Annotated in this window: 18 protein-coding genes; 3 read left to right on the top strand and 15 right to left on the bottom strand. The window is 50.4% G+C overall.

All coding sequences use genetic code 11. From position 1 onward, the window contains the following. The first annotated feature begins 236 nt into the window (after positions 1 to 236). Complete coding sequence (locus AC0YNV_RS27555) at positions 237 to 1,334, top strand: L-dopachrome tautomerase-related protein (RefSeq protein ID WP_475770912.1); 1,098 nt, start codon at positions 237 to 239, stop codon at positions 1,332 to 1,334. A 181-nt stretch (positions 1,335 to 1,515) separates the two neighbouring features. Continuing rightward, complete coding sequence (locus AC0YNV_RS27550; RefSeq protein WP_475771096.1) at positions 1,516 to 3,225, top strand: alpha-keto acid decarboxylase family protein; 1,710 nt, start codon at positions 1,516 to 1,518, stop codon at positions 3,223 to 3,225. A 153-nt stretch (positions 3,226 to 3,378) separates the two neighbouring features. On the opposite strand, the gene AC0YNV_RS27545 is transcribed toward AC0YNV_RS27550, so the two are convergent. The 10 genes from AC0YNV_RS27545 to AC0YNV_RS27500 form a co-directional block, all read right to left on the bottom strand. Continuing rightward, on the bottom strand, positions 3,379 to 4,863 hold the full coding sequence (locus AC0YNV_RS27545) for a nicotinate phosphoribosyltransferase (protein ID WP_475770911.1): 1,485 nt from the start codon (positions 4,861 to 4,863) through the stop codon (positions 3,379 to 3,381). A 1-nt stretch (position 4,864) separates the two neighbouring features. Continuing rightward, the gene (locus AC0YNV_RS27540) at positions 4,865 to 5,674 is read right to left on the bottom strand and encodes a ribose-phosphate pyrophosphokinase (protein ID WP_475770910.1); all 810 of its coding nucleotides are present in this window, start codon (positions 5,672 to 5,674) and stop codon (positions 4,865 to 4,867) included. 54 nt (positions 5,675 to 5,728) lie between these two features. Next, positions 5,729 to 6,493 carry an NUDIX hydrolase gene (locus AC0YNV_RS27535; protein ID WP_475770909.1) on the bottom strand — a complete coding sequence of 255 codons (765 nt, stop codon included), beginning with the start codon at positions 6,491 to 6,493 and terminating at the stop codon, positions 5,729 to 5,731. A gap of 172 nt (positions 6,494 to 6,665) precedes the next feature. Beyond that, positions 6,666 to 7,202 (bottom strand): MgtC/SapB family protein, encoded by a 537-nt coding sequence (locus AC0YNV_RS27530; protein WP_475770908.1) that lies wholly within the window; start codon positions 7,200 to 7,202, stop codon positions 6,666 to 6,668. Positions 7,203 to 7,256: 54 nt separating this feature from the next. Continuing rightward, positions 7,257 to 7,619 (bottom strand): hypothetical protein, encoded by a 363-nt coding sequence (locus tag AC0YNV_RS27525; protein ID WP_475770907.1) that lies wholly within the window; start codon positions 7,617 to 7,619, stop codon positions 7,257 to 7,259. 30 nt (positions 7,620 to 7,649) lie between these two features. Further along, positions 7,650 to 9,581 (bottom strand): CehA/McbA family metallohydrolase, encoded by a 1,932-nt coding sequence (locus AC0YNV_RS27520; protein WP_475770906.1) that lies wholly within the window; start codon positions 9,579 to 9,581, stop codon positions 7,650 to 7,652. Positions 9,582 to 9,609: 28 nt separating this feature from the next. Beyond that, positions 9,610 to 10,506, bottom strand: a complete 897-nt coding sequence (locus AC0YNV_RS27515; protein WP_475770905.1) for a carbohydrate ABC transporter permease — start codon at positions 10,504 to 10,506, stop codon at positions 9,610 to 9,612. Positions 10,507 to 10,521: 15 nt separating this feature from the next. Beyond that, positions 10,522 to 11,457, bottom strand: a complete 936-nt coding sequence (locus AC0YNV_RS27510) for an ABC transporter permease (protein WP_475770904.1) — start codon at positions 11,455 to 11,457, stop codon at positions 10,522 to 10,524. Positions 11,458 to 11,476: 19 nt separating this feature from the next. Beyond that, on the bottom strand, positions 11,477 to 13,141 hold the full coding sequence (locus AC0YNV_RS27505) for an extracellular solute-binding protein (protein ID WP_475770903.1): 1,665 nt from the start codon (positions 13,139 to 13,141) through the stop codon (positions 11,477 to 11,479). Positions 13,142 to 13,397: 256 nt separating this feature from the next. Continuing rightward, positions 13,398 to 14,171 carry a GntR family transcriptional regulator gene (locus AC0YNV_RS27500; RefSeq protein WP_475770902.1) on the bottom strand — a complete coding sequence of 258 codons (774 nt, stop codon included), beginning with the start codon at positions 14,169 to 14,171 and terminating at the stop codon, positions 13,398 to 13,400. A 563-nt stretch (positions 14,172 to 14,734) separates the two neighbouring features. On the opposite strand from AC0YNV_RS27500, the gene AC0YNV_RS27495 reads away from it, so the two are divergent. Next, entirely contained in the window at positions 14,735 to 16,192 is a 1,458-nt protein-coding gene (locus tag AC0YNV_RS27495) for an amidase family protein (protein ID WP_475771095.1), read from the top strand. Between the two features lie 266 nt (positions 16,193 to 16,458). Here the strand turns inward: AC0YNV_RS27495 and AC0YNV_RS27490 are convergent, their stop codons facing one another. The 5 genes from AC0YNV_RS27490 to AC0YNV_RS27470 all read right to left on the bottom strand — a co-directional run. Further along, positions 16,459 to 17,328 (bottom strand): hypothetical protein, encoded by an 870-nt coding sequence (locus AC0YNV_RS27490; RefSeq protein ID WP_475770901.1) that lies wholly within the window; start codon positions 17,326 to 17,328, stop codon positions 16,459 to 16,461. A gap of 36 nt (positions 17,329 to 17,364) precedes the next feature. Continuing rightward, positions 17,365 to 18,276, bottom strand: coding sequence for a TIGR03943 family putative permease subunit (locus tag AC0YNV_RS27485; protein WP_475770900.1), 912 nt, complete (start codon positions 18,274 to 18,276; stop codon positions 17,365 to 17,367). Between the two features lie 10 nt (positions 18,277 to 18,286). Continuing rightward, positions 18,287 to 19,369, bottom strand: a complete 1,083-nt coding sequence (locus tag AC0YNV_RS27480; RefSeq protein WP_475770899.1) for a permease — start codon at positions 19,367 to 19,369, stop codon at positions 18,287 to 18,289. Between the two features lie 29 nt (positions 19,370 to 19,398). Then, positions 19,399 to 20,595 carry a HupE/UreJ family protein gene (locus AC0YNV_RS27475; protein WP_475770898.1) on the bottom strand — a complete coding sequence of 399 codons (1,197 nt, stop codon included), beginning with the start codon at positions 20,593 to 20,595 and terminating at the stop codon, positions 19,399 to 19,401. Positions 20,596 to 20,682: 87 nt separating this feature from the next. Next, the coding region (locus tag AC0YNV_RS27470) for an S-layer homology domain-containing protein (protein WP_475770897.1) at positions 20,683 to 22,426 on the bottom strand (1,744 nt) is incomplete at its 5' end.

Below are 22,426 nucleotides of genomic sequence, written 5' to 3'. Positions count from 1 at the left end.
CCCGAGTTGGGAAAAAACCAAAAAGACTTTGTATCCTAAACCTATCCTTGTGTGAAATTGGCTCCGCTTCCGGAGCTGGACTGCTGACTTTTCCGTATGGCGGCAAAAATTCTCCCCCATGGCGTTCGCCAAATAGGCTGCCAAGCTCCCTTGATAAGACTGCGATTCCATCCATAAAAAAGCCACAACCCGCATATATAGGTGTTATCTGCGCGAATCTGATGGGGGAGGATATCATGAAACCGATGTTACCTATTGAACATTATTTCGGTAAGTTAGAACTTGTTTATTCATTTTATGGGGCTATGCCGACAGGTGTTAGTGTTTCAGAAACCGGGCGTATTTTCATTTGCTTTCCGAGATGGGGAGACGACGTTACATTTACGGTGGCGGAAATTGTTGAGGATAGATTGCAGCCTTATCCCAGTATAGAAACCAATTTGGCAAACCAGTGGAATATCACAATGTCTTTCATCAGTGTCCAAAGTGTGTTTGCTGATGGAAGAGGAACGCTTTGGGTATTAGATACAGCAGCACCAAACTCTACTGAACCTATTAAAGGCGGCGCAAAATTAGTCGCTGTAGATTTAAAAACAAACACAATAAGCAAAGTATATACATTTACAGAAGATGTTGTCCTGCCAACAACTTATCTGAATGATGTCCGATTTGATTTTCGTGTTGGTCAAGCAGGTTTTGCCTATATAACGGATTCATCTTCCAAAGGACCAGGAGCGATTATTGTCGTAGACTTAGCAAATGGAAATGCGTTTAGACGGTTGAATGGAGCAAATTCAACTTCACCCGATCCCTGTTTTATACCGAAAGTGGAAGGTCAAATTTTGATGAACCGAAACAAGGACGGCTCGACTTCTCCCTTTAGAGTGGCCTCTGATGGTATAGCGATTTCCCCTGACGGCAAGATATTATTTTTTTGTCCGCTGTCCAGTCGTCATCTGTACTCGATCTCAACAGAACGTATAAGAGACAGAACGATATCGGATATGGATTTACGTTATCATGTGAGATATTGGGGAGAAAAAGGTGCGTCAGACGGAATGGTCACCGATGCAAAGGGAATCGTTTATGCTGGAGACTATGAAAACAACAGCATCCGAAAGATATTCCCGAATGGCATAATGGAGACTATCGCACATGAACCGGGAATTTTATGGCCGGATACTTTCTCGATTGGTCCGGATCAATACTTATATGTTATCGTGAACCAATTACACCGGCAGGCAAGCTATCATTATGGAAAAGACCTGCGACAAAAACCTTATAGTTTACTCCGTATGAAAATTGATGAATCGCCTGCTCCTACCTTTTCATAAAAAATAACAGTTGATAACTATTTCTACACTAAGAAACGTATGGATTTCGCGATGCCCGCAGAAGAGCCAGGAATGGTAAGGCGGTAATTGGGGGAATTTAGAGCGGTAACGCTGTATCTCTCCGTGCATATGAAACAAGCTATCCATCGGAAATCTCTGAGGAGGAACGTATAACTTGACAATGCTTAAAAACAAACCGGATAAAATGCAGCCGCCCATGCCGGCTTCTTCGCCCACACTGGGGCAGTATCTTTTCGATTGTCTGAAAGCGGAGGGCATTACCGAAATTTTCGGCATTCCTGGCGATTACAATTTCAGCCTTCTGGATACATTGGAGGGCTATGAAGGAATCCGATTCATCAATGGACGCAACGAGCTGGGAGCTGGATATGCGTCTGACGGCTACGGACGGCTACGGGGCTTGTCGGCGCTAATTACAACCTTCGGCGTTGGGGAGATGAGTGCCTGCAATACGGTAGCGGGAGCGAACAGCGAATATGTGCCGTTAGTGCATATCGTCGGAGCTCCGAAATCGATGGATCAAGAGGCGCATAAGCTGATGCACCATACGCTGCTGAACGGCGATTTCGACGTGTTCCGGCAAATATACACGCATCTATGCGCCTATACGGCGATTTTGACACCGGAGAACGCCGAGCAGGAGATCCCGGCGGCCATCCGCATAGCCAAGCGAACCCGCAAGCCGGTCTATCTCATGGTAGCGATCGATTTGGTGACAAAGCCCATCGTCCATCGAACTATTCCGGAGGAGATGCAAAGCGCGACAAGCAAGCCTGCCCTTGAAGCAGCGATTCAGCATATTCGCGGACTGTTGAACGGCACAAACAACGTGGTACTGCTTTCGGACATGCTGACGCTCCGCTACGGATTCAGAGATGCCGTTCAGCATTTGGCGCTGCGCTTAAACTTGCCAGCCGCATCTCTCCTGCTTGGCAAGAGCAGCTTTGACGAACGGCACCCGAATTATATCGGGGTATACGGCGGAGCTTTCGGCAGCGAACAGGTAAGGAATATCGTTGAAAGCGCAGACTGCATGATTGCGGTCGGAATGATCTGGACCGATGTCAATTCGGCGAATAATACGGCGAAGCTCGATCGCCTACGCCTCGTCGACATCCAGCCGGAGTTTGTACGGGTTGGAGAATCAATGTACGAGCAGGTTATGGCGGCGGATCTCATCGCTGCCTTGAATGCATGCGGCTGGACCCGAAGTGGACCTTTGCCTCAGAGCTCCTTCCCGTATGATGAAATAATTGGCGAGCCTGATCAGTTAATCCGGGCGGCAACATATTATCCCCGCTTACAGAGTATGATGAAGGACAAGGATATTGTCGTGGTTGAGACTGGAACCTTTGCGTATGGAATGTCACAGGTGCGGCTTCCGGCGGGAGCCGATTATATTTGCCAACAGGGCTGGCAAAGCATCGGCTATGCAACCCCTGCCGCGTTAGGAGCATGTATCGCGGCACCGGACAGGCGTGTACTGCTGTTTACGGGAGACGGCTCTCTGCAGCTGACGGTTCAAGAAATCAGCACGATGCTGAGCAACGGCTGCCGGCCGATTCTATTTATCCTCAACAACAGCGGCTACACGATCGAAAAATATTTGAACGTTAAGACTTCCAATCAGAGATACAATCAAATTCCCGCCTGGCATTATACGCAGCTGGCAGAAGCCTTTGGCGGAAAGGCGTTCACTGCTCAAGTCCGCACCAACCGTGAACTGGACGAGGTGATCACTGCGGCAGAGCAAGCGCAAATAAATCAACTGTGCATCATTGAGCTGATTACCACTGACCAACTGGATGCACCGGATTATCTCATCCGCCTCCGCAAGTATTTGGAGGAGCAGGAACGTGGAGGACGCTGAGTAGAAGTTTTCGAGTCAGTCGAAAACAAATTAAGTGACTATATTGATCCATATGTGTCAGACTGAACCGTATAGATCAATAAGGGGTAAAAACCGTAAAAAACCATCGCCAATCCTTGGCGATGGTTTTTTACGGTTATGCGCCGTCCGCTCTTACAAATGAGCCAGCAGGTTCGCCCGGATATCGGCAATGGTGTGATCAACAAGCAGCTTCCCGTCCTCGAAGACGACTTCAAGAATATCATCCGCCTGCTTCGCAGCATATTCCGCCACGCTCAGATTGTCGGTGAACGTCAGATTGCCGTCCTTTTCTTCGACCAGCACCAGACCCGTTTGCGATTTCTTGACTCCGCTGTCGGTCTTCGGATCCTTGTAAATCTTCCTTTCTTCGCCATTCACAATGGTGAAGGTGGATTTCAGCGCGAACCCGAACGTATCCCGCGTATTGTACTGATACGTGTATGATCCGATTCCGAATACCATGTTGGTTGAAGCGAAGCCTTTGGCCGCAAGCTTCCCGCATATCTCTCGGCAGCGCGCGATCGTGATGGCATCGCCATAGATGGCGCCGATGTGGCTGTCGAGCTGCTTGTAGCCTTTCTCCGTCACCGTACCGCCGAAAATATCCCAGAGTATCTCGATCACACCCCTGCGCTCGAACTCATGCGTGGAATCGGGATCGCCGCAGATGATTTTAACAGGATCCCCGCTGTCCGGGCGGATGACCACACGGCCGTCCCGGCTCAGAATATCCTCCTTCAAGCCGCGAATGACCACATCCAGCACGCTCCACAAATCCCAGGTATCCGATACGATGGAAACAAACCCGCTCGGATATACCTCTTTGATCAGGTAGCGGTAGGATGCCATTTCGTCCGTGCCATGTGCGCACATTACGCTGTGCTCGGTCGCCGGAATCGAGGTGCCGACCAGTTCTTTCTCAATATTGGCATTATAGTAATCCTCCAGGAACAGGATCGACGGAATCGTATCGGTCCCCGTGAAGGAAATCAGATGGCCTGCCCCGCTGCCCTTGGTCGCCTCCAGCGAGCCCATGCCCCGCATCGAGAAGTCATGGCCCTGGAAGGGAACACCCGACGTGTCGCCATTCGTTTCCTTAGCGAACTGCTCCAGAATTTTACGGTACTCGAAGGCAAGCGTCGCGCTTGTCGTCGGCATCCACAGCTGGCAGGACATCAGGGTTTCCAAATAATTCGTCAGCCAGAAAAATGCCGGTTTCGTGTTCTCGATCGTCAGCATCGGCACCTTGACCGGCACAAGCGTCCCTTCCTTGACCGCTTTGATCCTGATCGGCAAATAGCCCAGATCGTGCAGCTCTTCAATATGCGACGCATCGGGCTCCACTGTGCCCAGTGCATATTGAATGACTCTTTTATATTCATTCGTCACTTCCTCTTTGGTACGGGCGAAGAAATGCTCATTGAAATAGTGGATCAAATATTCCTTGATGAAGGCCTGGAAACCGAAGGCCACAACCCGGTCGATCGTCTCCAGGCGGCTGGTGCGAGCAGTCCAGGTAGAGTAGACCAGCTCCGTTCCTTTGGGATATTGATTCTTGTGACTGACCTTATAGAAATCGCAGAGCAGGGTAGCTGGATAGACGAATGGCTGTGTCATGTTAGAAACCTCCGATTTCAAATAGCTGAATTTTGTCATGACCGGCTTGATCGAGTATCGTGTTGGTGGTGAATACTTTATCTATCAGATCGGTTGTCAGGATTGTACCCTGGTGGATCGACTTCTCGCAGTGGCCGACCAGCAGATAGACAGGGGAGGCGCCGATCTCCCTCAGCTTCTCCGCGCTTCTGATGAATGTCCCGCCGTAGGAGCAGAGATCGTCCACGATAATAACCTTGAACGGCTCCGCCGGGACTGTCCCGACGATATCCAGGCTCTGAATTTCCCCCGTCTGGAAATCACGCGACTTGAAGCCGACCAGCTGCTTGTAGCCCTTCACCTTGCTGTAGCGCTTCTGCGCGCCTGCATCGGGGAAGAACAGATAATCCGTATCCCGGTCGAAGCCCACCTCAGCCGCCACCTGTTCCAGCAGCTCGACCGTCGGGTACTTCGCCTTGCTCCGGTTCAACAGGGCCAGCGTCACATCCGAATGGGGCTCGATTACGGTAACGTCCTTAAATTGAAGCGAGTTGATCAGATTGGCTGCATATTTCAACGTAAAAACCGATGCGCCCTCCACACGGTCCATACGGCTGTAGGGCATGTAATAAATCAGCAGGGAAGCCGGCTTATCCCGTTCATCCAGCACACTCTTTACAAACATCAGCTTGATCAGATCGCTGTCATTCTCGTATTTGAACGATATGGCGTTAAGATCCTGAATATTGGCGCTGATCGATTCGCCATCCACCAGCGTTTCACCGTTGGGGAAGGTTCTGAACGCCAGTTCCACTCCGTTTAACTGAATCATCTTGGGTCACGCTCCTTGATTCATAATCGCCGGCGCCGCCTGCAAATTCATCTATTAGCCATATATCGACAGCCTCGGCTCAAGATCTGTGAACCGGTACAGCTGTGCGGCGCGCTGGGAATACAGATTGGACTGCTTCAGCCCGCCATTCCCATCCCGGACTTCCTCAATAATGCCTTGGCGGCTCTGGGTGGATGTGATCTTGCGGATAAAGTTCTGCTCCTGAAATTCCGGCACGACGGTCTGGATGACCTGGTAAAGCTCGCTGATCGTAAATTCCTCCGGCAGCAGCTCCCGGGCAATCGTCGTCGTGAGCATCTGCTGGCGAATCTCGCCCAAGGCGTCCTCCAGAATCTGCCGGTGGTCAAAAGCCAGATCCATCTTCAGCGCTTCCTCTACCGGAAACAATTGGACATCGGCGGCATCGACTGAGGCTCTGCGCCTTTGCAGCACCCGCTCATTGACCAGCGCCAGAAAAGCATGCGAGATGATCCAGCCTCTCGGGTCGCGGCCCGGCTCGCTGTAAACATTGAAGTATTCGATATGTACATCGTCCACGCCGGTTTCTTCCTTGAGCTCGCGCCTCGCGCAGTCGTATACGGTTTCCGTATCCAGCGTGAAGCCTCCCGGAAGGGCCCAGGCCCCTTCAAAAGGCCAGATCTTGCGCTGGATCAGCAGAACCTGCAAATCCCGCTTCGGCAATGATTTCTTGAGCGTACCCCTTTCGGTGGAAACAATAGTGAAAATAACAATATCCGTGGGCGCACCGTCCGGCGTCCGATAGCGGCTTGCTTCGTAATTGGATTCATTTTCTGCCATAGAGACCCTCATCACCGCCGTTCTGTATTTTCAATTCGATAATGTCATTATGACATAATTAAAGGAGATGTCAAGGAATAATTCTAAAATAACGATCCCTCATTCATAATTCGAAAAAACAAGAAGAAATAACCCCGACGCGCTCGCGTTGAGGTTATCTCTTCTTTCAGGCCTACTCCGTCAGTTCCTGCACATCCGAATTTCTAAGGTTGTTTAACGGTTGAAATTTTTTATATCTCTGCTTTTCGATTGAATTAGCTATTCTGGCCATAATCATACAGAAAGTGACTGCGAATATAACAAGACTATAAAAACCGGCGCCAATACCTATGCCCACTCCGCCAACGAATAGGATCATGGCAGCCGAGGTAAGTCCTTTGACCTTCAAGCCGTCTTTAAGGATAACGCCCGCACCTAAAAATCCAAGTCCCGACACGATTTGAGCAGCCAGACGCATCGGATCCATCATCGTGCGCTCAAACGATGCGCTGAACTTCCCTACGCTGTATATGGAAATAATTGTAATCAATGCGCTTGCAACACATACATACATATTGGTTTTCAGGCCGGCAGGCTTGCTTTTGGATTCCCGATCCCATCCGATAATGAATCCGAGAAAAGCGCTAAGAATGATTCGAATGTAGGTTTCGTATTGTTGAGTAAAATGAAGAATTATATATTCTTCGGCCCCATGGTATATATTGTCCAACCACATCGTCTCCCTCGTCCGAAATGATGGCTTCTCGTTACGCTTGATCCACCACTACCAGCAGGGAAGAAAACTGAACCCGATCCTCTCGACAACCCCCTCATTGTCGACAATGAAGGCCGCCTTGGGCTGACTGGCATTCGCCGTTATGGTCAGGTCTGAAATGATATGGCCGCTGCCGTCCAATGTACCGCTGAACAAAGCGATCGGAAGGAACTCCCCGGTTAAATCGATGTCGGCCGTCAGCTGAAAATCGCCGGACGGATTGCTGCGGATTTGCTCCAGGTCTGCCTGGCTATCGATAGAGATGACGGCATCCGCAGTTGCTGCTTGCGGAAATTGAAGGGCTGAAATCATAAACATGATCAAAATAAAGGATAAGAGCAAATGAGCTATTCTCTTTGAACCTTTCATCATATCTCCTCCTGGTCTTCTATAGAACCCGATTCAATCCATATCCAGCCATACCGGTGAGGTAGCCGCGAATTCGCCGTCCTCCTGATAAATCTTCGCAAAATAATAACGATCCTTGCATGGCAGCGAAACCTTGCATGCCAGCGACTTGCCGTTATGCTCGATCGTATGGAGCACCTGTCCATGCTCGCCGATGATCTCCGCCCTGACGATGCGGCTGCGCGTATCGACGCCGAATAGCGCCTTGATATCGATATCAATCGTCTCGCTGCGCGGGATGCGTGATCCCATAATAGCGCCGTTCACCTTGAACCATACCTTCAAATGAAGAGCTGACGTAAAATAAACGCGTTGATGCCGGACGGCGTCGTAGAAATGCTCTCTCGTCAACCGGTCGACCAGAACCGCCGTCCGCAGCGTATTTTCCGTTCCCCATTGCCCGTGATGATTATCCTGATTGCCTGCCGGAGCCACATGCCATCCCTTGTCCAGCGCCATCACATAATAATAGAGTCCGCCAAGCTCTTTCGATTCGATCGTGTTGATTTCGAGCAAATGCAGCACTTCATCCAGCTTCGGATCGTAGGGGGCAAATCCGTCCAGATGGCGGTTGCCGCAGGACCAGGGATGATTCCATTGCTGGATCGAATCGGGATATTGCTTCACTGTTTCGTAGTAGGTTGGAATGTCGTTGTAGTCCGTTTCATAGGCGTTTATAAAAAAGTCCATATTGTACGTGTTCATATGGCCGAACTGGTTGTACCAGGTCGTTTCCGCGCCGAACAGGGCGAGGAAAGCGCCGTCTTCGGTTTTCTTGTCGGCCATCCGCTGAATATCCACCCATTTGCGGCTTTTTTCCCAGTCCAGATAATGATCGTAGAGATTGCTGTGCTCCGTTACAGCCAGAAAATCAAGACCGGCCGTATACCGCGCATAATCGTAAGCATGCTCCGGAACCCCAATCCCGTCCGAAAATCCGGTATGGCTGTGCAAATTGCCAAAATAGATTTCATATTCAGCGTCGGCGGGGGCGGGCAAAGCGCCCGGACAGGGCTTCGGTGCAGGCAATGGCGACCTCTTGACGAACGCCAGCCAATCGATCATCAATTGCTGACCCGGCGCTGCATCTGTAATGACAAGATAAATGTCGTGTACGCCCGTAAGCAGCAGCGGATTGACATGCTCCAGGCGGCAGGCCAGGATGGACCATCGTTTCCATTGCTTAAACAGGACGATTTCGCCTATTTTTTCGCCGTTAAGATCGTCCACTCTTGCTTCCAGAGTGATTTGCTTCGATTTATCCAGATCCGTAAAGCCGAATTGTCCGCGCAGCTGATCCACTCCGGCTTCCGTAAAGTCCACGCTGCGGTAAACCAGATAGCTGGCGATTTCCCCGCCGGCCAGCACACGGTCCCGCTGCCCGGGTTCGATATCGTCAACCTCCGTTTCGGCGAATCCGTATGCATTGTCGAAGGCAAGCGCGGAAAACTTCCCGGGCGAGACTTTATTCGGCGCAGCTTGCCGTATATCCGATTCGTGGCCGTACAATTCAAAATGGCGGATCCTCGCGGTCTCCCCCGTCGAGCAATATGTAACGGTGACCCTGACATAACGGGCCGTTATGGATACGTCGTACCGCTCGCCTCTATCATCGGACACCGTACCGTCTTCCTTCTCGATTACGGTTTGCCAGTTCAAATTGTCCTGGCTGCACTCGACAAAATAATGCGTATAGCCGTCCGGACCGGCAGCTGTGCAAATTGCGATCCGTTCGATGTCGCAGCAATTGCCCAGATCGAGCTTCCACCACTTGTAATAAGGCTCTCCCGCCCAGAATGAATCGTCCCTGCCGTCGATTGCATTGCCCGCTTCGAAGCCTTCGATCTCGTGCTCCGCAGTAGCGAGTTTGCCTTCACTGAGCAGCACGGCCTGCTTGAAATTTTCTTGATCATTGATCTCGCTCATCGCTATTCACCCATTCAACAGTTTTGTCTTAGCCTTTAACGGCTCCCATCATGACGCCTTTTACAAAATGCTTCTGGACCAATGGGTAGAGCAGCAGCATGGGAATGCTCGACACGACGATTACCGCGTATTTCATTCCTTCGACCAACAGCTGCTGCTCAACGAGACTTTCACCATCGCCTCCGGTCATGGAAGCCATATCCTCCTGGATCAGTATGCTTCGGATGACCATCTGCAGCGGCATCCTCCAGTGATCGTCCAAATAAATTAACGCCGGAAAATACGAATTCCAGTGAGCGACGCCGTAATACATCGTCATGACGGCAATAATCGGCATGGACAACGGGAGAATGACGCTCGTAAGGGTCTTAATATTGCCGCAGCCATCGATAAAGGCGGCTTCCTGCAATTCGTAGGGTATGGAGGTTTGAAAATAAGTCCGCATAATGATCAAATTCCATACGCTGACGGCGCTCGGAATGACCATCACCCACAGGTTGTTGTACAATCCGAGCATATTTTTGTAGACCAGATAAGTCGGAATCAGACCGCCGTTAAAGAGCAGCGTGAATGTGAAAATCAATACAAGCACATAGCGGCCTTTGAAATCTTTGCGGGACAGCGGGTACGCGCCCATTGTCGTCATCACGATATTGATGCTTGTCCCAAGAACAAGGTAAATCAGGGAATTTCGATAGCCCATCAAAATATTGGGATTTTGAAATACTTTCTCATAAGCGTTCAGCGTTACATTCTTCGGCAGCAGCCACAGCTCCCCCTTTACGATGAAAAGAGGGTCGCTGAGGGATGCGCTTAGAATATACAGCAGCGGGTATAACGTAACCAGCATAATGACCGTAAGGATCGTATATATCGTAATATCATACAGACGGTCTCCCCGGCCTGCTGTTTTTGCGTATTCCATCGCTCGGTCCTCCCTTTACCATAAACTGGTGCCGCCAACCCTCTTGGCCAATTGATTCACAATAATAATCAGTCCGAAATTAATCACCGAATTGAACAGCCCCACCGCAGCGGAAAAGCTGAACTGCGAGCCGAGCAGGCCCATCTCGTATACATAGGTCGAAATCACGCTGGACGAGGTGTGGTTCAGCTCGTTCTGCAGCAGGTATATCTTCTCGAAGCCGATATCCATGATCGTACCGAACTGAAAAATCAGCATGATGACAGCCGTCGGAATCAAGCAGGGAATCGCAATATGGATCAGACGCCGAAGCTTGTTCGCGCCGTCGATCATCGCCGCCTCGTACAGATGTTTGTCAATGCCGGCCAGTACCGCAATATACAGGACGGAGCTGAACCCCATGTTCTGCCATATATCCGATAACACATAAATCGGTTTGAACATCCCTGGCTCCGTCATAAAATAGATCGGCTCTCCGCCGAACAAGCGGATCACATTGTTCACCAGGCCCGTCGAAGGCGAGAGAAATGCGATAACCATACCTGCCAGCACCACAGTGGATAGAAAATGCGGCATGAAGGTAATGGACTGCACGCTTTTTTTGAACCATTTGCCGCGGACCTCGTTGACAAGCAGAGCGAAAATGATCGGCATCGGAAAGCCGACGAGGATTTGGAAGAAGCTGATCTCGACGGTATTTTTGATCAGCGTCCAGAACTGGTAGTTATGGAAGAAACGAATGAAATGCTTCATTCCGACCCAGTCGCTGTCCCAAATCCCCTTCGAAGCGGAGAAATCCTTGAATGCAATCAGAATGCCGTACATCGGCAAATATTTGATGAGCAGAAAATAAACGACTACCGGCAGCACAAGCAAATATAAATCCCAATTTTTGCGAATAGAGCGAGGCACTAAAACTTTGGAAGCTCCTCCCTCCGAACCTGATGTCATGTGAGCACCCCTTCAGCAATCAGCTATTCGTATAACGGTCGAATGCAGCTTTATAAATGTTCTGCAGGTCATCAAGACCCATTTTCTTCAATTGGCCCACATATTTATCGAACTCGTCGAGGGATGTTTTGCCTTGCACAAATTCCGCGGTGCGCTGGCTGACCAGACCGTAAATATCCGACTCCAGCGTAAGCTTGTCAGCCGACTCTTCGGCTGTAAAGCTGAATGGCGCCCACAGCTCGTCAGGTAAATAAGGTCTCAGTTTCTCCGCCGCAGCTTTGGCCGAAGGCTCGGTCTCCCCGCCTTTGAAATAATCTTCAAGAATGAGGGTAGGCAAGGAACCGCCCGCGTATGGAACATACTTGGAGACGACCTGATCGAAGGATGAGCCCTCGGGGATATTCTCGACGATTTCCGGCAGGAAATCATATTTGCCGTCGGCATTTTTCTGATAAGTCTTGCCTTCCAGTCCCAGGTACAGCATTCTGATCCCTTCGTCGCTATAGAAGTAATCGATCCAGCGCATGGACGCTTCGGGGTATTTGTTCGTTTTGCTGATCATGAAGGCGCCTCTGGCACCGATATGTCCGCGGGCGCTTGTATAAAGCTGGTCTCCATTCGGACCGGCAAGCGCTTTGTCAAGACCGGCAAAGTCGTCCGCGTTCGTATTGGCCCGGGCAATGACATTGCTGAACGAGAAGCTCCCGACCTGATTTTGCTCATTTTTCGCCAGCACGTTCGTGCCGCTGTTTGTGAAAATCTCCTTGTCGATCAAATGTTCCGAATACAGCTTATGCAGGTAAGCCAGCAGCTCCTTGTAGTTTTGGCTGGCGGGGAAGTAGCGCAGCTCTCCCGAATCGGAATCGGCATCCCAGCTGCCGTTCCCCGTGCCCTTGTCGCCAACCCCGAAGGCGCCCTGCAATACCAGCATAATGTCGTCGAGAGAATCGGCCGTGAGCGGAACTTCATCCTGTTTCCCATTGCCGTTCGGATCTCCGTCGCGGAATGCCTTCAATACGTCGTACAGCTCGTCCGTCGTCGTCGGCATCTGTTTGCCAATCTTCTTCAGCCAGCTCTCATTGAGAAACAGCTTTTTCGTAATCTCGATGCTCGGAGAATCGGTGAGGTTTGGCAATGCGTAGATACTGCCGTCCGCAGTAGCAATTCCTTTTTTTACATCCGGATACTTCTCCATGACCGCTTTGAAATTCGGCGCATATTTGTCGATTAGATCGTTTAATTTGAGGAAGGAGCCGTCTGCGCCGTATTTGTCGATATCATTGTCTGGCATTTTCGTTCGGAAGAAAATATCCGGAAGCTGGTCACTGGCGAGCGCCAAATTTCTTTTTTCCGTTATATCCGCACTCGTATTTTCATCCCAGTCGATATGGATGCCGGTCATCTTCTCGTATTCCTGCCAGACCATGATGTCATTCCATTCCGTCGGCTGTGCCGGGCTTAACAAGACCATAGCGGACAGCGTAATCGGCTTGTTCACGATCGGAAGCCCCGTTTCATTCAGCGGGTCCGCGTTGCCCGTTCCTGAGCCGGAAGCGGGTGTATTCGTACTCGTATTCGTCTCGTTGGACGGAGATAAGTCATTCTCGCTGCAGGCGGTCAGCGAAGCAGCTACAATCACAATCAGCAGTAGGATAACCATGACGCTGGATAAAGCTTTTTTCAAGCAAATACCTCCTAGTAGATTGGTTTGTACTCCTCGGATCAACTTTAAAGTCTGAATTATACAAATTTTCACAATATTCTGATATTAATGCTTATTACTATCGCGATTGGACTGCCCCGGCAATCTGTGTTCTCTATGATATTTCTGCAAAGAACTCCCCCTTCCACTTTGTTTCTCCAAAGCTATATTCAGAAAAATCCGGCCGTTCTATGAACGACCTGGATTTTATCATCCCCGAAAACCGGTCTTCGTCGATCTACCGTCCGTCCGTATGCTCCGAATATGCGCCGTCGTAGTGCGCTTTTTTTCTCAACGTTTGCTTATACTTGTATTTGTAAGTATCACTGCGGATATAGCTTTCACAGTATTCGACGGGTCGGTTCTGGGCTGTCGTCACCCGCGTAAGATGCAGGACGGCCGTGTTTTTCTTAAGCTGAAGCAATTTTGCGATATCGGCCGGGCAATTAACGGCTTCGGACTCCACCTCAGCCTCCTCCGCCATCAGTCCCGAACAACGGAAAATCGTGAAGTACAAACCCTCCTTCTCCAGCTGCTCCTCATCCGCCCCCTCCATGAGAGAGCAAGGTGTATACGCCCTTTCCCAGGCAAACAACTCGCTGCCGATTAACCGCAGTCGCGTAATTTCATATACACTATCGGTGTCGGATATGCCGAATATTTGCTGCAAGGCACTTGTGGGGCTGCACTTCTTGAAACTGAGAAGCTGGAAATTGGAAGACAATCCTTCCTTCTCAATTTCGTGAGATAAGCTGTAAGTGCTCGAGAGCTCGTTCACGAATTTGGGCAATGATACAAAGGTACCTTTGCCCTGCTTTCGGACCAGATAGCCTTCCTGCACCAATTCCTTGAGCACTTCCCGCACTGTAATTCGGCTGACTCCATATTCGTCGCACAGCTCCCGCTCGCTTGGAATTTGGGAGCCCGGGGACCAGAATCTGTTTTCGATTTTTTCGTGCAGTTTGCTGCGCAACTGATATTGCAAAGTCACCGGCAATGATTCATCTAACACAACCATTCCTCCATAAAATTTTGATTTCAGGCAAGGTATATATCCTTTGGTATTTCTCTTTAGGTGGTTATAACAATATACCCTCTTTAACTGGTTATAACAATATACCAAAGCAATAAACCTGTCAATCCTTATCACGTATAATAAATCTTGTTATTTTGTAAAGAAGATTGCTTGTTTATTTCGGGAGACCGCTGCGTGCCCCAACCAAATTCAGGAATTATCTGTAATAAAAGAGGGATAGCTTACCAATTGTAAGCAAATCAATGATTGATACACTTGTATCCGCTTACATCGAGTTTTATTCGGTTTGTCAATTCGATGATTCTATTCCTATAATAATAACACTTGATGACATATAATCTGACATAATAAAAACAAAATTTCATATTATGGAGGTGAAGAGTTCAGTTCCGGCCTTTTCGATCCCGTTTCCTTGTTTTCATGTAAGAAAAACTACATATCATGGAGGAATGAAATTGAAAAAAAAACTTTTCACGCTCACTGCCATTATTTTGATTGCCCTCGTGCCTCTATCCTCGGTTTCATTTGCCGCTCCCGCCATGACATTCAAGATTGAAGAGGCGACTGTCGCTGACATGCAGTCTGCAATGGCATCGGGAAAGTTGACCTCTGTCGAGCTTGTTTCCATGTATTTGGAACGCATCGCAGCCTACGATAAAGAAGGCCCGAAGCTGAACTCTGTTCTCGAAATCAATCCGGATGCCCTGGCCATAGCGGAAGCGCTTGATGTTGAACGGGCCACGAAGGGACAACGCGGACCGCTTCATGGCATCCCGATTCTGCTCAAAGATAATATTGATACCGGTGACAAGCTGCACACAAGCGCCGGTTCCCTGGCCCTCGCCCATTCGTTCGCCCCCGACGATTCCTTCGTGGCCAAGCAGCTGCGCGAAGCCGGAGCCGTCATTCTGGGCAAGGCCAACATGACCGAATTCGCCAATTATAAGACAAGAGGCATGCCGGGCGGATACAGCTCCCGCGGAGGCCAGGTGCTCAATCCGTACAAACCGGGCGTCTTCGGCACCGGCGGCTCCAGCTCCGGATCAGGTGTTTCGGTATCCTCCAATTTGACCGCGATCGCGATCGGAACCGAAACCTCGGGTTCCATTCTGAGTCCCGCCTATAATAATTCGGTTGTCGGCATCAAACCGACAGTTGGTCTTGTCAGCAGGGACGGGATCGTCCCGCTTGCCCATAGTCAGGATACGGCCGGCCCGATCGCCCGCACTGTGGCGGATGCCGCCGTTCTCCTGGGGGCCCTGACAGGCGTGGATGACAAGGACCCTATCACCTCCGCCAGCGTGAATAAATCCTATTCGGACTACACGCAATTTTTGGATATTGACGGGCTGGAGGGCGCACGCATCGGGATTCCGAGAGAATACTATTACACATCCGGAATTACGGATGAAGAGAAAGCCATATTTGACAAAGTGGTAGCAGACTTGAAGGCACAAGGCGCCGTTATCGTCGATTATGCGAATATCCCTTCAGCCAATGAATTAGCCCAGTTCAGCTCATCCGTCTTCATGTATGAATTCAAGGGGGATATGAATGCTTACCTGAGCAGCCTGGAGGCAGACTCTCCGATGAAGACATTGACGGACATTATTGAGTTTGACAATAAGAATTCCGTGGATAACCTGAAATACGGCCATACGCTGCTGACGGATTCCGACGCTACGAGCGGAACCTTGACGGAATCGCAGTATATCCGGGATCGTCTCAAGGACTTGCGTTTGTCCCGGACCGAGGGCATTGACTTTACCATGAACAAACACAACCTGGATGCGCTGCTCTTCCCGAATACCCGGAATGCGGGCATTTCGGCAAAAGCCGGATATCCATCGATCACTGTTCCGGCAGGCTACACGAAGGAAGGCAAACCGGTTGCCGTTACCTTTGCGGGTATGGCTTACAGCGAGCCGACTTTGATTAAGGTGGCCTATTCGTTCGAACAGGCTACCCATTACCGCGTCCCGCCTGTGCTGAAATAAGGCTGGAGGAATCAGCTCCGCCTCCCTTTGGAGGCTGAAGCCAAGTCTTTATGTCCAAACCCCGGAATCTTCGGATTCCGGGGTTTTTCCTGCGAATGCCCGCAATCGATAAGAAACAGGAGCGAGTGAATAAGATGACTTACGAACAGCGCCCCCTTATTATAAAATGAGCGGAAACGCCAAGAAAGCCATTCCACTGCTTTCGGTACGGTAACGGACAAGTTCGGCGAAGCCTCCACCGTCATAACGGAGGTCTGAAATAGCTCTTATTTGACGGTGAACGTACCTTTGAACCGTCCGTCGCTCAGCGCGAAATTGTAGACTCCGGGCAGGGGCTTGTTGAACACAAACAGATTGTCGCCCTGTTTTAAAGGAGCGTCGATATTCAAATCCTGCGAGATCAATCGGAGGTTATTGCCGGCGCCAGACTCGACATGAAGCACCGCTTTAATCATAGAGCCCGTTGCAAAATCGGTATTTTGAGGATTGAATCCGGTCGTGTTTACTGTAATTTGCGCCATCTGAAGGTTATTGTCTTCATCATATGCGGCCTGCTGCGATTTCTTGAGGCCCAGTTGTCCGACCGAAATCCGGTCCTGATTAACAAGGATAAGTGCTGCCATCACGACAACGACAGCGCCCAGCAGTCCTGTCGTCCATACCGGCAGCTTCCGCGGCTGATTGCCTTCAGTAGTCGGCAGCTTCTTTCGCGGCGGTTTGGCGGCTTGCCAATCCATCGCTTTTTGCAGCAGCACAAGCAAAATAATGTATACGACATCGACGGCAAACACGACTTTGCCGGACGAGAAGAACAGCAATCCTAAAGTTACGGAAGCAAGCGTCCCGATACTTCCGAGCAGAGCCGCCTGTGCGGAGAACAGCAATCCGTAACGTATGCCGCTTAAATATCCGAGCACCCAGGCGCAGCATAAGGAGAAGGCCATCGATATTGCCAGATTGTATTCAAAAACCTGTATGGAGACGATGCCGACCGACGCGCTTGCCAGAATGTTCAGGACGGCAGCGATCAGCTTCGCCGAAGCTTGCGGCATGCTTTCTCTGCGCCGCCTGATTAATAACAATAGATAACCTGCTGCCAGCCAAATGATCGCCAGGCTGCTAATACTGAGCACCATGTATTTGTCCTCCTCTGGTTGCCAGAGCCCATACGTTTAGATTTTCGAAGCGAAATCCCAATCCGGATATACATACGGCACTTCCGGAGCCGCAGCCGGCTTGATGGAATCGATATTAATCTTGATGACCTTCAGACCGTCGAAGACCGTCTGGCCAATCGTTCCCGTGATGGAAATCCAGCTGTCGTCCTTGTACTTGGCCGCATCGGCAGACTCCGCAATGATTCCATATGGAGAAATATCCGCTATGCAGTGGGTCATCGCCATTCTCCCGACAATAAACTGGTTCCCGGCCAGTCCCTTCTGACGGTATACAAAACCCGAGATCGTTATCGTCCTGTCCTGGAAGTTATCGACAAAGGTATTCATCGCCTGAAGCTTCTCGATAAACCACTCGTCCTTCATCTCAATAACATCCTGCTGATACAGCAGGATTCCAAGCTTCGCGTAATCTTTATTGTACACGTCTGTTTTGAACAATTGCTTTAAAACAGGATCGGCATCGCCGTCCAACTCTACCAGCTCTGCCGGAGCTCCACCCGCAGCCGCGCCGCCGCCGAGATTCATTCCCTTGTTTTTGGCAAGCGAGCCCGCAAGCGCTGTATTGGGCAGCAGTCCGCCGAATACAAGCGGAAGCACAAACAGTCCGTAGATTATCACATTTTTGAGCAGAGAACGCGGAGGCTCATGAGTATGCCCGTCATGATCATGGTCATGCCCGCAGTCGCAAGCGGCTGCAGGGTTACGAATGGACATGACGGCCAAATACCATTGGAAGCCCGCCATAATCAACAGCCCTCCCGAAGCTATATCCACATAAATGATGAGATGGGGCGCAATGTAGAGCAGGATATTCCCGGAAAACACCAGATATAAAATCAACGCCGAGAAGCCTGTCATAATGAGTGCCTTTAAACCGTGATGCAATAAATTCCATTGGTATTTCATCTGATCCCCCTCACTTCAGCACCCAGGCTTCAAGCGCCCATGAACCCGCATAGACAAATACGAATACGAGGGAAGCCAGCATCAGGACGAACTTCGTTTTGAATACCGCCAGCATCATCAGCAGGCTTTTAAGATTTAACATGGGTCCGAATACCATAAATGCGACAAGCGCCCCTTTGGAGAACGTCGTCATGAAGGATTGCGCAACGAACGCATCTGAAGTCGAACATAAAGAAAGGATAAAACCCAAGCCCATCATGAACAGGTTGGAACTCCCCTGGACATGCCCTAAAGCGAGCAAGCTGTTCTGCGCAACGAAAGTTTGAAGCAATGCTACCAGCATCGCGCCAAACATCAGATACTTGCCCATGTCAAAAAACTCGCTTACCGAATGCCCCATTAAATCTGCCAGCTTGCTCCGGGCCGGGGAATGAGCATGGTGATGGGCATGATCATGGGCGTGATTGTGAATATGGGTATGATCGCTATGGTCGTCGTTATCCTGATCCTGATGATGATTCTGCGATCCGCTTCCTCTCAGCACGTCCGTCCGCACATAGCGGTATACGATCAACCCGACGACAAGCGCCACGGCTAAAGCAAGTCCCATCCGGGCCCAAACGATTTCCGGGCGGCTGCGAAAAGCCGTCCAGGTAGACCAGAAGACGATGGGATTCAGGATCGGTCCGACCAGAATAAAAGCTGACGCTGCATGAAGGGGCATCCCTTTTCGAATCAAATTCCTTACTGCCGGAACCATTCCGCACTCGCAAATGGGGAAAATGATCCCGATGAGTCCTGCCACAAGTATGCCCAGCAGCGGATTTCTTGGAATCAATCTGCGGATGAATGCGTCCGAAACATAAACCTGAAGAACAGCGGAAACAAGCACGCCGATCAGGATAAAGGGCAGCGCCTCCAATATAACGCTGACAAACAAGGTTTTAAATATTTGCAATCTGGGCTCTCTCAAGGCTTCTCCCGGTGTATGGCTCGAGAAGTAATAGAGAACGCAGATTACGGAAAGAAACAAGACTGCAAACAACCCTGCGTTCGATTTGCGCGGTTGTGTCTGAGCAGCAGCTTGGTGCAATCGTATCCCCTCCTGGGCCGCTTCCTGCCTTATCCTGTGAACGCCCGTTCAAACAGCCATACTCCACCTAGAACAAGCGCCACTCCGGAACCTGCAAGAACATATTGTCTGGCATATTTATAACGGTGAAGCAGAGCCAATAACGGAATCAACACCGCGACAATGGTAATTTGAACCGCCTCGATTCCCAGATTAAAACTGATCAAATCAACCGCCATTTCTTTCTTGGGAATGTCCATTTCTTTGAGAATATCAGCGAAGCCCATACCATGAATGAGCCCGAACAAAAAGGTCAGCACCCAGCGGTGCGATACGTTTTGGCGGATGATATTGTCGAGCGCGACATAACAGATGCTCAGGGCGATGCCCAGCTCAACCAGCTTCGGAGATACATGAAGAATTCCGAGAACGGTTAAGGTTAGTGTCAGGCTGTGCGCAAGCGTGAAAGCCGTAATCATCGTTGCATACTGCTTGAAGGTTTGCCGCGCGATCAGCAGTGAGAATAGAAACAACAGGTGGTCGTAGCCGCCGAGAATGTGGTGCATCCCAAGCGTAAAGAAGGAGAACCATCCGGACATGGCACCGCCGCCGTTTTCGGATTGTTCCGATGCAGCAGCAGGATCAGCTGGCGCAGCATCCGCTTGCTCGCTTAGATTCTGCGGCAATCCGGAATATTCTGCATCCATCAGCTGCAGCACCCAGGTGCGGTTGTTGGCCGATAAGGCCGATGTGCTTTTCTGCGTTCCATAGTTGACGGTCAGCAAATCCACATAGTTGGTTTTACTATCCTCCTTGTACAAATTATCCGTTAAGGATATCGACTGGGAAGCAGTGACAGGCGGATATATGACAGTGAGAGCCATCTTGGAAGCATCTCCCTGACGGATCAGCACGAAGCTTTCAATCTCAGACCAGGCTTGCGGCTCGCCTCCAATTTTGAGAATAATGTTTTTTTGAAGGAAATCCAGCATCTTATTTTTTACAGCATCGAATTCCCCTTCATCCAGCATCTTATTGTCGTCGATGTCGCCGGCAGCCAGCTCAATAACAGACAATTCATCGAGAGAAAAGGTCATTTCCGTTTGTTCTTTGGTTAAATTAAGGGTGTTATAGGCTGCACTGTAAGCATGGGCATTTGCCACTTCTTTGAAAGGAAGCACGGATAGGGCAAAAGCAGCCAGGAAGATCAGCGTGATTCGAATAGCTCTGGTTGGGCGTACAAGCATGATTTTCCTCCAGGGTTGAGGGTAGATTTGATAGAAAAGGAGGATACCATTCTTTCGAATGGCATCCCCTTGAAACTACGTCGCCCTTTATTCCTTTATTACGTTATAAATGACTTGTGCTGCCTCCGCGCGCGTTGACTCGCCCTTCGGAGCAAACTCGCCTGATGCGCGGCCTTTGATCAGTTTAAGATTGGCTGCAGCCTTGACATAATCGGCCGCCCAAGGAGAAACCTTGCCCATATCTTTGAACGCAGTTTCTGCATTGGCTTCCGGCTTGGCATCATGGAGCAGCTCGTAAGCCTTCATCATCATAACGACCATCTCTTCCCGGGTGATCGATCCGTTCGGGTCAAAGACCGTTTCACTCCTGCCTTTTATGATACCTGCCTTATAAGCCTCACTGACTGCATCGGCATACCAAGCGTCCGATGCCACATCCGTGAACCTAATGTCCGTTTTCTCCGTGAGTTTCAATGCTTTCACAAGCATCATTGTAAACTCTGCACGGGTAACTGTTCGGCCAGGCTCGAAGGTTGCAGCGCTCGTGCCGTTAATGATTTGCTTGGCGATGAGTTCCTGCACAACACTGTAGGACCAATGAGAAAGCGGCAGATCCACAAATGATTTGCTGATCTCAAGAACGGCGTATTTACTGAAGTGGCTGATTTGGGCTACAAACTCGCCATTCGCATATTGTCCGCCGATATACTCCAATGCTCCGCTGTCGGAGATGTAATATATTCCCGCCAATTTCGGATTAATGCGTGCATCAGCCTTCAACCGGATGGTAATCGGCTGATCGAATTGAGACAGCTTGACCATGTTCCCGCCAGCTGAAGTGATAGACAAGCTCAATTCGTATATTTGTCCCGACAGCTTGACGACGGAGCTGCTGGAATTTCCGCCTTGCTTGAGAACAGCTGACGCTTCTTCGCTGCTGAGCGGTTTTAATGTCAGCGATATTGAACCGTCCTGCAATTCCGAAGCGGTGAGCTTGCCCTCAAGCTGCTTGATAACGGCCGATGGAATGCTGAGCGTTATCTCATCAGATGCTACTTCGAGCGGCTTGTCTCCCAGCAATTCTGCCGAATTGGACGGCAGCTTGACTTCGGTTATCGTCGAAGCAATCGACACTGTCCCGCTGTCCTTCAGCTCGTCACCCAAAACCGTCTTCGTCGTTCCATCCTCAGTCACAGGCTCAGTGCTTGAAGGCGGCTGAGTACCTGAATTCGGATATTGATACGGAATATCGGTTTTCGCCGGTACCGTCACTTCAATCGTGACCGTATCCGCGCTCGTGCTGTCCGCGGTCTTCGTGACCGTCAGCACCACGTCCACTTTCGTCTCCGCTGCCGGTGGCACAATCGTGCCGTCGGTTCCGATGACGCCCGTATTGCTTGAGCTCTTAATCGCTACCGTGAAGCCGCTTGGAACATTTGGCAGCGTCAAGGTCGTCGCATCCTTCACAGGTGCGTCGATGCTGGTCAGCTCCGCTGCTATTTCTGCCGTGGTTGGACTTGGGGCGGCTGTTTTCGCCGGTACCGTCACTTCAATCGTGACCGTATCCGCGCTCGTGCTGTCCGCAGTCTTCGTGACCGTCAGCACCACGTCCACTTTCGTCTCCGCTGCCGGTGGCACAATTGTGCCGTCGGTTCCGATGACGCCCGTATTGCTTGAGCTCTTAATCGCTACCGTGAAGCCGCTTGGAACATTTGGCAGCGTCAAGGTCGTCGCATCCTTCGCAGGTGCGTCGATGCTGGTCAGCTCCGCTGCTATTTCTGCCGCGGTTGGACTTGGGGCGGCCGATTTCGCCGGTACCGTCACTTCAATC

The organism is Paenibacillus sp. JT31N11, assembly GCF_056269285.1.
This window is presented reverse-complemented; position numbering and strand designations above follow the sequence as displayed.